This window comes from Amycolatopsis sp. NPDC023774, assembly GCF_040639695.1.
In the GTDB taxonomy this organism is placed as follows: Bacteria; Actinomycetota; Actinomycetes; order Mycobacteriales; family Pseudonocardiaceae; genus Amycolatopsis.
In genome coordinates this window covers 12315-24736 of sequence record NZ_JBFAAJ010000005.1, presented here as the reverse complement: position 1 = coordinate 24736, position 12422 = coordinate 12315, and the positions used below count along the sequence as shown (strand labels likewise).

8 protein-coding genes are annotated in these 12422 nt (G+C 70.2%); 5 read left to right on the top strand and 3 right to left on the bottom strand.

Going from position 1 to position 12422, the window contains the following annotated elements; genetic code table 11:
- Positions 1–159: 159 nt before the first annotated feature.
- From AB0F91_RS14860 to AB0F91_RS14850, 3 genes are all read right to left on the bottom strand, one after another.
- Positions 160–834 (bottom strand): GGDEF domain-containing protein, encoded by a 675-nt coding sequence (locus AB0F91_RS14860; protein ID WP_360597876.1) that lies wholly within the window; start codon positions 832–834, stop codon positions 160–162.
- Between the two features lie 108 nt (positions 835–942).
- Complete coding sequence (gene idi / locus AB0F91_RS14855) at positions 943–1512, bottom strand: isopentenyl-diphosphate Delta-isomerase (protein ID WP_360597874.1); 570 nt, start codon at positions 1510–1512, stop codon at positions 943–945.
- Positions 1513–2010: 498 nt separating this feature from the next.
- Positions 2011–2844 (bottom strand): alpha/beta hydrolase, encoded by an 834-nt coding sequence (locus tag AB0F91_RS14850; RefSeq protein ID WP_360597872.1) that lies wholly within the window; start codon positions 2842–2844, stop codon positions 2011–2013.
- Positions 2845–3225: 381 nt separating this feature from the next.
- Here AB0F91_RS14850 and AB0F91_RS14845 point away from each other — a divergent pair, with 381 nt between their 5' ends.
- From AB0F91_RS14845 to eccCa, 5 genes are all read left to right on the top strand, one after another.
- On the top strand, positions 3226–3564 hold the full coding sequence (locus AB0F91_RS14845; protein WP_360597871.1) for a WXG100 family type VII secretion target: 339 nt from the start codon (positions 3226–3228) through the stop codon (positions 3562–3564).
- 45 nt (positions 3565–3609) lie between these two features.
- The gene (locus tag AB0F91_RS14840; protein WP_360597869.1) at positions 3610–3909 is read left to right on the top strand and encodes a WXG100 family type VII secretion target; all 300 of its coding nucleotides are present in this window, start codon (positions 3610–3612) and stop codon (positions 3907–3909) included.
- Positions 3910–4004: 95 nt separating this feature from the next.
- Entirely contained in the window at positions 4005–4577 is a 573-nt protein-coding gene (locus AB0F91_RS14835) for a hypothetical protein (RefSeq protein ID WP_360597867.1), read from the top strand.
- A 48-nt stretch (positions 4578–4625) separates the two neighbouring features.
- On the top strand, positions 4626–8255 hold the full coding sequence (locus AB0F91_RS14830) for a hypothetical protein (protein ID WP_360597865.1): 3630 nt from the start codon (positions 4626–4628) through the stop codon (positions 8253–8255).
- A gap of 28 nt (positions 8256–8283) precedes the next feature.
- A complete protein-coding gene (eccCa, locus tag AB0F91_RS14825) occupies positions 8284–12285 on the top strand; it encodes a type VII secretion protein EccCa (RefSeq protein WP_360597863.1) in 4002 nt (1333 codons plus the stop codon).
- The last annotated feature ends 137 nt before the right edge of the window (positions 12286–12422 follow it).

Below are 12422 nucleotides of genomic sequence, written 5' to 3'. Positions count from 1 at the left end.
ACGTCGTTCCTCGGGAGGTTTTCGTTATCGTACGGATACCCGCCGTTCGTGACGACACCCTCCCGCGAATTTCTTCACCATGAGTCGACCCAAGACGGCCCGAAGCGGACGAACAGGTGAAGATTGGAGCAAGCAAAAGGGAGAAGGCCCGCGTTTGCGTTACTCAGAGTGGGTAATGACGCGCGTCGTTCCGCGGTCGTGATACGCAACTTTGTTGCGCCCCGCGCGTTTCGCCGCGTACAGGAGGTTGTCCGCGCGCAGGAGCTGCCGCTGGGCGGACACGGGGCCGGCGGAAGCGTGTGCCAGGCCCGCGCTGATGGTGACTCTCAAGCCGGGCTGAAGTTCTGACCAGGGGTGACGGGCGACGCGTGTGCGAGCCGCCTCGACGATGCGCACGGCCCCCGGCGCGTCGACGCCCGGTAGCACGAGCGCGAACTCCTCGCCGCCGTAGCGAGCACAGAACCCGTCGGTCGGCAGCTCTTCCTGCAGGAGGTCGGCGACGCGGCACAGCACACGATCGCCGAGGAGGTGACCGTACGTGTCGTTCACGTGCTTGAACCGGTCGAGGTCGATCAGTGCGACGGCGAGACCACGTGCGGCGGGCAGCCCGGGCAGCCGCTGGTCGAGGTAACGGCGGTTGTAGCTCGACGTCAGCGTGTCCCGGAGGCTGCCGGCTCTCGCGATGTCGAGCGCGGACCGCAGGTGCGCGTACGCCCGGCGCCAGTCGCCCTGCTTGGCGAACATGCCGGCGATGGACTCGTGCAGGCTCAGCAGATCCGGAGCGGGTGCACCCGCCGTGAGCTCATCCTCGGCCGCCACACCCACCTCCGCCACCTCATGGTTGTCGTCTTAAAGGAGCGGTGTCTTGAGACATCGGTACGCACGAAAGCGAATATCGCTCAAGTGGACGACGGGGGCCCGGCATTGTCACGCACCGATGTTCTACCGCCCCAACGACGAAAACGGTTTCTTGCCCTTGAGCTGCGCGTACTGGTCCTTGGCCCAGTAACTCACGTTTCCCCCGGTGCCTTCGAGCAACTGTGCGTAATCGGGCCACGAGACCCACCGCCAGTCACCGACTTCCTCTGGGTTGGGCTCGGGGTCGCGATCGACCCAAGCGACGAACACCGGGCAGAACTCGTTCTCCACGATCCCCTGGAACGGCGGCGTCCGGTACCGGTACTTCGGGAGCACGCACTCCAGGTCCTGCAGCTCCGGCAGCCCGATCTCGTACGCCGCGCGCCGACGCACGGCGTCGGGCAGCGACTCGCCCGGTGCAGGGTGCCCGCAGACGCTGTTGGTCCACACCCCCGGCCACACCTTCTTGTCCAGCGCCCGTTGCGTGATCAACAACGCCTGGTCGACGCGGCGCAGCACGTAACACGAGAACGCGAGGTGTAGCCGCGTCTCGCCGTGGTGGCTCGCGAGCTTCGGCCCGGTCTCTCCCGTCGGCACGCCGTCCTCCGTGACGAAGACGACGCGCTCGGACTCGGATTCGGTGATGGTGTCCACCTGACCACTGAACACCAGACCTCCACGGACGAGGTACCGCAAGGCGGGTGGCCGTGCCGTTCATCCCGTTTCGGGTGGCTGGGCGGCACGGTGCGTGACGACCGAGGTCCTGTGCCCACTAGCGTGACCGCCCGGGTGAACGCTCGAGTCCGAAGTGGACAAAAGGGCGCCGGGTCCCACCCGTCGACACGATCCGTCACCGCCGGGGCCCGCGAGTCGCCGCTCGACCCGGCTCGGGTGAACTGCCGAACCGGCTCTTGACGCACGGTCGCCGTGAGACCGCGAGCCCGACGGCAACCGTAAGCCCCTGCCCGCAGTGGAAAAGCGATACCCGAACCGTCCCCGGCGAACCACGCCGAACAGCACAGTCCGTGACGGGCGCCGGCCCGCAACTCAGCGTATGACCGCCTCGGGTGAACGCTCTTGTCCCGCGGTCCGAATTGGACGGATGTCGGTAATAATTCCCGTGTGCCAACGAAAGCCGGGCCTGCTTCTTCGTCAGTGGCTGCCGAGGTGCTCCACGATGAGGGAGGTGAGGGCCTCGGGGGCTTCTTCGGCGACCCAGTGGGACACGTCCTCGAGCATCTCGAACCTATACGGCCCGGTGACCCAGTTGCCGGTGTCGAGCGCCGCGGTGGAGCCGAACGCGACGTCTTCGGTGGACCACACGTAGAGCGTCGGCACCTCGATCTTGCCGATCTTCCCGCCCGGCCGGCCGGCGCGGTACCAGTTCAGCGCGGCCGTGAGCGCACCCGGTTCCTCGAGGCGCCGGACGTACTCGTCGATCCGGCTCGGCGGGATGCGGCGATCGAAGATGTCGCGCAACGCGCGGGCGCCGTCGGCGAGCATCTTCCGCTCCGTGGCCGGGGTCGCGCGCCATTCCGTCATGTACGCCGAGCGCAGGTGCTGGTCCTCGTCGGTCTTCATCGCCGCCGCGAGAGCCGCGGGGTGCGGGGTCGACACCACGGCGAGGCTCCGCAGCCGTCCGGGGTGAGCGTCCGCGGTCCACCACGCGACGGCACCGCCCCAGTCGTGCCCGATGAGGTCGAACTTCGGCCACCCCAACGCATCCGCCATTGCCACGGCGTCGTCCACCAGGGTAGAAATACCGTACTCCGCCGGTTGTTCGGGGCGAACGTCCGGCGAGTACCCCCGCTGGTCGGGTGCCACGGCGCGGTAGCCGAGCACGCCGAGGGTCGCCACCTGGTGTTCCCACTCCACGGCGGCCTCGGGGAAACCGTGGAGCAGCAGCACGGGGCGACCGTCCGCCGGCCCGGAGGCGATTGCGTCGAAAGAGCCTGCTTCGGTCGGGATGGTGAGCTGGTCGATCACGGCTCGCACTCTACGGGGGCGCACCGACACTTTCCGGCGATGGCCCCTCATGCAGATTTGGGCGGAAAAAGGGGCAATGAGCGGGCCGGGCCGGTCCGGCGCACCTGGGCCTTGCTGGGCGATGTCCTGTTTGTCCAGTCGTGAACACCGTTGCCCCCGCGTCCGCGACCTCGTGTCCATAAGGGAACAACAGAGCGCGGGGTGTCGCGCACTCACTTACCGTTACCTCGCCGGCTCCGGTCAGCCTTTTCGAACCTCGGAAGTGTGAAGCGGCGTCACGGCATTTGCGATGAACCGTCGTCACGATGACGTCGTGCTGACGGCGAGCAGCTTCGACTACATGTCGACAATCGAAGACAAAACCAACCAGAGGAGAAGAGCATGGCTTCGCAGGACGGCGCCAAGGTCGATACCGGGATCATGCGTCAGGGTGCGAGCACGATCACCAGCACCGGTGACGGGATCACGGGCGTCGGGGGCCAGGTGGACTCGACCATGCAGGAACTGCTCGGCACCTGGCGGTCGGACTCCGCCACGATCTTCCACCAGGCCATGGGCGAGTTCGACAACACGGTGAAGAAGATCGTGCAGCGCCTGACCACTCTTTCCGAGCACGTCACCCAGGGCGCGGCGGACTACGACCGCGGCGACGAGGACAACACGGCGACGGCCCGCGCGCAGGCCGCTGCCATCGGCGGCGGCGGCCTCAGCGGCTTCTGATCGGTTCGAACCCAATCCCAGCTTTCTCCCGAGAGGACAAGATCCATGGCTCTGGGCAACTTCCAGATCAACTTTACCGCGATGACCGACACGGTCGGGTCGGCCAAGCAGCAGGCGCAGCAGATCACCTCGCTGCTCGAAGAGATGCACAGCAAGATCCAGGCGCAGCGCGAACACTGGACCGGTGCCGCTGCCGACGAGTTCCAGTCGACCTACGAGTGGTGCCACCAGCAGGCCCAGGTCTTGCCGCAGGCGCTCGACGCCGCCGCGCAGACCTTGTCCCACATCAACGAAGGCACCTCCGCCACCGAGAGCGGCAACGCTCAGCGGTTCGCCCAGCGCTGATGCCGGCGTCGCGGGTCCCCGGGGCGCGGTGGATCAGCCGCCGCGCCCCCGGTGTCCCCACCGGGTCCGCAGACCTGAAAGGACAGTGAGCACTCATGGCATTCGACCCAGTCGTCTTCGAAGCGGCGAAGACGGTGATGGACTCCATCAACGGCGACGGGAACAACACCCCGGCGACGACCAGCGGCCCGTTCAAGAGCCCGGGTGACCAGACCCCGCCGCCGGTCGACAACCAGTGGATCCCGCAGGGCAACGTCACCACGCCGCCCCCGGTTCCCGGTGGCGCCGAGCACCCCGGCAAGGGCGTGACCACGGTCAACACCGAGGCGATGCGCACGTTCGCCACGAACATGCAGACCCTCGCCGACGGCCCGCTCAAGGACCTGCCCGGTCAGCTCGACGGCATCACCGTCAAGCCCGGTATCTTCGCCACCGCCAACAGCAAGATCACCCAGCCGATCGTCGGACCCGGCGGGGTACGCGACACCACGCGCGCCACGATCCAGGACCTCATCACGTCGCTGCACGACCTCTCCGAAGCCGTCAACACGGCGTCGAAGGCCTACGACGACGCCGACGAGGCCAACAACATGACGATGGACAAGTACAACCAGTACTTCGGCAACGTCAGCAACGAAATCAACAACGCGGGCAACAAGCACAGCTGACCGGTCCCACGGGGGCGGCGGTCCCAGGTTCGAGGCGAACGAGGGAAGATGGCAGACAACCCGAATAACAACAACGGGTTCCAGCAGGACGACGACGGCATCTGGCCCGATTCCAGCAGCAACGGGAAATCGAACACCACCGGTGACCCGAGCAAGGACTTCGACGGGCTGACCTGGAAACAGATCGAGGCCGCCATCCTCGGCGGCGGTTCGATGACCGGCGGTCAGGACAACCTGGACCGGGCCTACGGCAACGTCAACTGGCAGTCGCTGCAGGCAGCCGCGGGCGTGTTCCAGACGACGCAGCTGAACCTCGCCGCCATCTCCCAAGCCATCAAGGACCAGACCGCCGCCCTCGCCGGCGACGACGGGCCGTGGAAGGGCACCGCCGCCGACAACTTCAAGGTGCTCGCGGGCAACCTGAGCGCGAAGTTCGACGCCCTCGTGCACATGATCACCGACGACGGTGGCGGTGCGCGCGACATCCCGACCCAGCTCGTGAACTCCGCCGCCTACCTGCAGTGGGCGCAGAACACCCTTCGCTACATCGACAGCTACTACGCCGAGCAGGTCATCGCCCGCGGCAAGGTCCTCGGCGACGGGCGGGCGTTCATCTCGCAGTTCCCCGATGCGGTCGAGATGATGACCAACGACATGCGCCAGGTCGGCAACCAGCTGGCCGGGAAGTACAACACCGTCGCGACCTCGAGCTACAGCCCGCCGCCGCCCGGTCAGGCCCCGCCGCCCCCGCCGCCGAACGTCCCGCCGCCCGGCGGCGGTGACGACAACCTGCCGCCGCCCCCGAACATCCCGCCGCCCGCCGACATCCCGCCGCCTCCCGGCGGGGGTGCCGGAGGTGGCGACGGCGGTGGTGGTGGCGGCAACGTTCCGCCGCCCAACATCCCGCCGCCCCCGGGCGACCTCGGTGGCGGTGACGGGACCGGTGGCGGCGGGAACCCGCCACCCCTCAACGCCGCGGAGATCCCGCCGCCGCCCGGTGACCTCGGTGGCGGCGACAGCGGTGCCGGCAACCCACCGCCGTTGGAGAACCTCGACGTCGCGCCGCCGAACCTCGACACGTCCGGTGGCGGCGGCCCCGGTGGCGGCCCCGGCGGTGCGGGCCTGAGCAACTTCGACACCACGCCGCCTCCGCTCACGTCGCCGAACCTGCCGCCGCCTCCGGGCTCGGTCGGTGGCGACGACGGCGGGCAGAACGGTGGTCTCGGCAACCTGCCCCCGTTCACCTCGCCCAACCTGACGCCGCCGCCCGGCTCGACGGGCGCCGACAACGACGACACGTCCGGTGGCGGCGGCCTCGGCAACATCAAGCCGCCCGCGCTCACGCCGCCTCCCGGTGACGTCAAGGGCGGGGGTGGCCTCGGCGACCTCGGTCTCGGCAACACCGGCGGCCCCGGCAGCGCGGGTGGCGGTGGCCTCGGCGACATCAAGCCGCCGGCTCTCACGCCGCCGCCGGACACCGCCGGCCTGGGCAACAACCTCTCGAGCAACGCGCTGAACCCGTCGGACCTGCCGCCGGGTCTGCAGGACGGCAACAACAACGGCAACCAGGGCGCCATCCCGCCGCCGCCGATGATGCCGCCGCCGACCGGCGCCGGTGGCGCGGGCGGCCTGGGCAACCAGGGCAACGAGCGGCCGGACTCGGCGGGCCTGCTCGGTGGCGTGGACAAGCCGTGGCTCACGGACATCCCGAAGGGCATCGGCGACCCGACCTCGCTCGGCGAAACCCCGCCGTTGAGCCACGCTTCGTGGGCACCGCCACCCGGTGACGCCGGTGGGACCGGCGGCGCCGGCGGTGCGAACCTCGACGGCATCGGCGGCCTCGGTGGCGCGGGCTCGGACGGTCCCGGCGGGATCAAGGGGCTCGACTCGAGCAACCTCGTGCCGCCGCCGGACCTGCCGCAGTCGCTGGCGGACCCGAACGGGACGAACGGTCCTGGCCAGGTCGGCGCCGGTGGTGCGGGCTCGGGCATGCCGATGATGCCGCCGGGCGGCGCAGGTGGCGCGAGTGGCCTGGGCAACCAGGCCAGCGACCGGCCCGACTCCGCCGGTCTGCTCGGGGGCATCGACAAGCCGTGGCTCACCGACGTCCCGCAGGGCATCGGCGACCCGACCTCGTTCGGGGAGACGCCGCCGCTCAAGTCGGCGTCGTGGGCTCCCCCGCCCGGAACGGACGCGGGACTCGGCGGTACCGGTGACCTCGGTGGCGCCGGTGACAGCGGTGGGCTGGACGGGGTGAAGGGGCTCGACTCGAGCAACCTCGTGCCGCCGCCGGACCTGCCGCAGTCGCTGGCGGACCCGAACGGGACGAACGGTCCTGGCCAGGCCGGCGCCGGTGGTGCGGGCTCGGGCATGCCGATGATGCCGCCGGGCGGCGCAGGTGGTGGCGCGGGTGCGAACGCGCCGTCCGCCGACCGGCCCGACTCGGCCGGCCTGCTCGGTGGCGTGGACAACGCGTGGCTGGCGAGCTCGCCGGCCGGCGTCGGTGACCCGAACTCGTCCGGGGACACCCCGCCGTCGAAGTCGGCCGACTGGGCGCCGCCGGCACTGTCCTCTGTGGACGGTCATGACGCGCCGGCCACGCACGACAGCACCGGCACGGCGGGCATGGCCGTCCCACCGCAGAACGGTGTGAGCGGCCCCGCGCCGACGGGCACCGCGACCGAGCGGCCCGACGACGCGAGCCTGCTCGACGCAACCACACAGCCGTGGACGAACGGCCAGGTCCCGGCGGGTGCCGGCGATCCGGCCGTGCTCAGCGACACCCCGGCCGCGCCCGCGACGTCGTGGTCGACGCAGCCCGACGCGGTGCCTGCCGCGCCAGTGCCGGTCGACGCCACTCCGGTCACCGCGGTGCCGGTAGAAGCGACGCCCGTCCACCCGACCCCGGTGCTCCCGACGTCCGTTGAAGCGACGCCGGCCGACGCGCTGACCGCGGCTGACCCCGACGACCCGGGACCGGTCACGGGCTGGGGCACCGGCGACCAGCCGGCCGCCGGCTCGGGTGGCTGGGCGACGAGCGCGGTCCCGGCCGTCCCGGTCGTGGTGCCGCCCGTGCAAGCGGGCTGGGGTGTGGCCGGCTCGGCCGCAGCCCCGGCAACCCCGGCAACCCCGGCGAGCCCGGCGACCCAGTCGGCTCAGAACACGCAGAACTCCCAGCAGGAGCACGCCAAGCACGACGACCGCGAAGGCGCGGTCGCGGGCGGCGCCGGCGGTGGCGAGCCCGACGAGGTGCGCGTAGCCGTGGTCCAGGCCGCGGAGGTCGTGGACACCTCGGCGTGGGACGCCGGCACAGCGGACTTCCTGCCGGGCCTGTTGCCTTCCTCGGTGTTCGCGCAGCGCGAGGAGCGGGAGGAGGACTTCGTCACCGACCTGGTGGAGCGTTCGGACAAGCCGTGGCGCCCGGCCGGTGGTGCGGACGACTCGCCGCAGCTCGCGAAGTACCAGCGGGTGCGGACCGGTGAAGGTGAGTTCTACGCCGACGAGCTGCCCACGAACGGCGGACCCGACCCCGACGAGCTCGAGTCCGAAGAGGACACTGCGGAAGCCGAGGACGGCGAGGAAGAGGAAGAGGCCGAGCGCACGATGGCGGACCTGCTGAGCCAGGACGAGTCCGCGTGGGGCCGTCCGGCGAGCCGGCCTTCGGGCGTGCTCGAGTGACGGGGAAGTTCGGGAAGGAGGTGCACCGGTGAGTACGGAGACGGTCAAGCGCGGCCCGCGGGTCGCGGGTCCGGAGCTGCCCGAGGGGCAGGAGGACCTGCAGGAGCCGCCGGTGCTCGCCGAGCCTGCGGCCCGGGACTTCAACTCGCTGTTGATGATGCTCCCGATGGGCATCGGGTCGATGGTGATGATCCTGGCGTTCTCGGGTGTGGGCGGCAGCTCGCCGATGACGTATGTGCTCGGTGGCGGCATGGGCGTGTCGATGATGGCGATGAGCCTGGGTCAGCTGTCGCGTGCGGCGGGTGAACGCAAGCGGAAGATGAAGGCCGAGCGCCGCGACTACCTCCGTTACATCGCGCAGGTCCGCGAGCGCGCGCGGTCGACGGCGAAGCACCAGCGGCGTGCGGTGGCGTGGAACAACCCGTCGCCGGACTCGTTGTGGTCGCTGGCGATGGGGCCGCGGTTGTGGGAGCGGCGGGTGTCGCACGACGACTTCGGCCGCGTGCGCATCGGGTTGGGGTCGCAGCAGTCGGCCCTGGAGCTGATGCCGCCGGTCACGAAGCCGATCGAGGACCTGGACCCGCTGTCGGCGATCTCGTTGCGGCGCTTCACGGAGACGTACCGGACGTTGTCGGGCATTCCGACGGCGGTGGGGCTGCGCAGCTTCACGAGCGTGGAGTTCGACGGCGACCCCGAGGCCGCCGTGGGGCTGGTGCGGGCGATGCTGGCGCAGCTGATCACCTTCCACTCGCCGGACGAGCTGCGGGTGGCGGTGCTGACGACGGAGGCGGCCCAGTCGCAGTGGGACTGGGTGAAGTGGATGCCGCACAACAACCACCCGACGTTCCGCGATCCGGCGGGCCCGTTGCGGTTGCTGGCGACCGACCACGACGAGCTGATGGACATCCTGGGCCCGGACGTGGCCGATCGCGACGACCACGACAAGTCGGTGGGCCCGAGCACGAGCGAGCCGCTGGTGGTGATCGTGGCCCACCTGGCGCCGGTCCCGGAGTCCTCGCGGCTGGTCGGCGCGGGTCTGCGCAACGTGGTGCTGCTGGACGTCACGGGCGCGTTGCCCGGTGGACCGAAGGTGCTGCGACTGACGACGAAGGACGATCTGGTCGAGTTCCCGGCCGGGACGGGCGCGGGTTCGGCGTTTCGCGACGAGCTGTCGGTGACGCAGGCCGAGGGCCTGGCGCGGTTGCTGGCGCCGAAGCGCACGAGCGGCACGCTGGAGATCGCGGAGCAGCCGCTGGAGAGCGACTTCGGGCTGACGGCGTTGCTGAACATCAAGGACGTGCACACGTTCGACATCGCGGCGCAGTGGCGGCCGCGGGCGGTGCAGCGCGCGCGGATGTCGGTCCCGATCGGTGTCACCGAAGAGGGCGAGATCGTCGAGCTGGACCTGAAGGAGTCCGCGCAGGGCGGCATGGGCCCGCACGGCATGCTGATCGGGGCGACGGGTTCGGGTAAGTCGGAGCTGCTGCGCACACTGGTGCTGGGGCTGGCGGCGACGCACTCGTCGGAGATCTTGAACTTCGTGCTGGTGGACTTCAAGGGTGGCGCGACGTTCCTGGGCATGGACCGCCTGCCGCACACCTCGGCGATGATCACGAACCTGGCCGACGAGCTGCCGCTGGTCGACCGCATGCAGGACTCGCTCAACGGGGAGATGGTGCGCCGGCAGGAACAGTTGCGCGCCAGCGGTTACCCGTCGTTGTACGAGTACGAGAAGGCGCGCGCGGCCGGTGAGCAGCTGGCGCCGATGCCGACGTTGTTCCTGGTGGTGGACGAGTTCTCCGAGCTGTTGAGCGCGAAGCCGGAGTTCATGGAGCTGTTCGTGTCGGTCGGGCGGCTGGGCCGGAGCCTCGGTGTGCACCTGCTGCTCGCGTCGCAGCGCCTCGACGAGGGCCGCATCCACCGCGTGGAGGGTCACCTTTCGTACCGGATCGCGTTGCGCACGTTCTCCTCGATGGAGTCGCGCAGTGTGATCGGGGTCGGCAGCGCGTATGAGCTGCCTTCGGAGCCCGGCAACGGTTTCCTCAAGATCGACACGACGAACCTGGTGCGGTTCAAGGCCGCGTACGTGTCCGGCCCCGTGCCCGCCGGCAACGGCGAGGGCCACGCGGATGCGGCGCGCGTGAGCCGCGAGGTGGTGCCGTTCTTCACCCAGGCGCGCCCGAGCCGGTTCATCATCCGCGACGACGAGCCGGACGCGGGCGAGAAGAGAATGTCCGATGTGGACGCTCTCGACGCGGCGCCGATCGGCCCGACGCTGGCCGACGTGTTCGTCGACCGGCTCACGGGCGCCGGCCCGGCGGCGCGGCAGGTGTGGCTGCCGCCGCTGGCGGAGTCCCCGAGCCTCGACTCGCTGCTGCCCAGCGTGCTGCCCGACCCGGTGCGCGGCATGAGCGTGCAGGACCCGGCGCACCACGGCCGCCTGCGCGTGCCGATGGGCATGATCGACCGGCCGTTCGAGCAGGTGCGCGAGCTGCTGATGGCCGACCTGGCCGGCGCCGCGGGCCACGTGGCCGTGGTGGGTGGCCCGAAGACGGGCAAGTCGACCATCGTCCGCACGCTGGTGCTGGCGCTGGCGATGACGCACACGCCGCAGGAGGTCCAGTTCTACGGGCTGGACTTCGGCGGTGGCGGCATCATGTCGATCAACGGCCTGCCGCACGTCGGCTCGGTCGCCACGCGCCTCGAGCGCGACCGCGTGGTGCGGACCATCGAAGAGATCTCGCAGATCATGGAGTACCGCGAGAACGTGTTCTCCGAGCGCGGCGTCGAGTCGATGGAGGTGTACCGGCAGCTGCGCCGGCGCGGCCAGGTCGAGGACCCGTTCGGCGACGTTTTCCTGGTCATCGACGGCTGGTACAGCCTCAAGAACGACTACTCGGAGCTGGAGCAGAAGATCGGCGAGCTGGCCTCGCGCGGCCTGTCGTTCGGCATCCACGTGGTGATCGCGTCCACGCGCTGGTCGGAGATCCGCCCGTACCTTCGCGACCTGCTGCAGACGCGGTTCGAGCTGCGTCTGGGTGACCCGATGGAGTCGGAGATCGGCTCGCGCAAGGCCAAGACGGTGCCGAACCAGCCCGGGCGCGGCATGACGCCGGACGGGCTGCACTTCCTGGCGGCGCTGCCGCGCATGGACGGCAGCTCGGCGACCGACGACCTGGCGGCGGCGACCAAGGCCGTGGCCGAGGAGGTGCACACGTTCTGGCCGGGCCGCAAGGCGCCGGCGGTGCGGATGCTGCCGAACACGCTGCCGATCAGCGAGCTCCCGCGGCCGGACGGCGACCTGCGGATCGCGCTGGGCCAGGACGAGCAGCGGCTGCTGCCGGTGTGGCACAACTTCGAGGCCACGCCGCACCTGCTCACCTTCGGCGACAACGAGACCGGCAAGACCAACCTGCTGCGGCTGGTCATCCGCTCGGTGCTCGCGCGCTACCAGCCGAGCGAGGCGAAGATCGTGCTCGCCGACCCGAGCCGCATGCTCGACACGGAGGTCCCCGAGGCCTACCGCGTCGGCTACGCCACCACCACGGAGGCGTTGCAGGAGCTGGCCGGGCAGGCGAGTGTCTCGCTCACCCCGCGTGTGCCGGACCAGTCCGTCACCGCCGACCGGCTCAAGCGCCGCGACTGGTGGACGGGCCCGCGGCTGTTCTTCGTGGTCGACGACTACCAGCTGCTCACCGGCGGCATCGGCTCGCCGCTGGAGCCGCTGCTGTCGCTGCTCGCGCAAGGTTCCTACATCGGGTTCCACCTCATCGTCGCGCGCAGCACCTCCGGGGCGATGCGGGCGCTGAGCGACGCGGTGATCCGCCGCGCCTGGGAGCTCGGCAGCCCCGGCGTGGTCTTCTCCTATCCCAAGGAAGAAGGCAAGTTCCTCGGTGAGGCGACCCCGCGCAACCTGCCCGCGGGCCGCGCGCAGCTGGTCACCCGCCGCGGCGTGAAGCTCGTGCAGACCGGTTACGTACCGCTGGGCGCGGAAGCCGAGCAGCAGCAGCTGGTGGGCGGCCTGCGATGAGCACTTTTACTAGTCCGGCCAAAAGTAGGCCGACCCCCACCGGTCACGTAACCGTTGCCACAAGCCATTCGGCCGTGACTGTGGTCGGACTGGTAACGATCGGCACAGTTCTGACTGCGCTGGAAGGAGCGGACGTT

Bases quoted from the DNA above. Each gene is read 5' to 3' on its own strand.
- AB0F91_RS14840 (WP_360597869.1), top strand. From the start codon at position 3,610: ATGGCTCTGGGCAACTTCCAGATCAACTTTACCGCGATGACCGACACG.
- AB0F91_RS14845 (WP_360597871.1), top strand. From the start codon at position 3,226: ATGGCTTCGCAGGACGGCGCCAAGGTCGATACCGGGATCATGCGTCAG.
- AB0F91_RS14830 (WP_360597865.1), top strand. From the start codon at position 4,626: ATGGCAGACAACCCGAATAACAACAACGGGTTCCAGCAGGACGACGAC.
- AB0F91_RS14835 (WP_360597867.1), top strand. From the start codon at position 4,005: ATGGCATTCGACCCAGTCGTCTTCGAAGCGGCGAAGACGGTGATGGAC.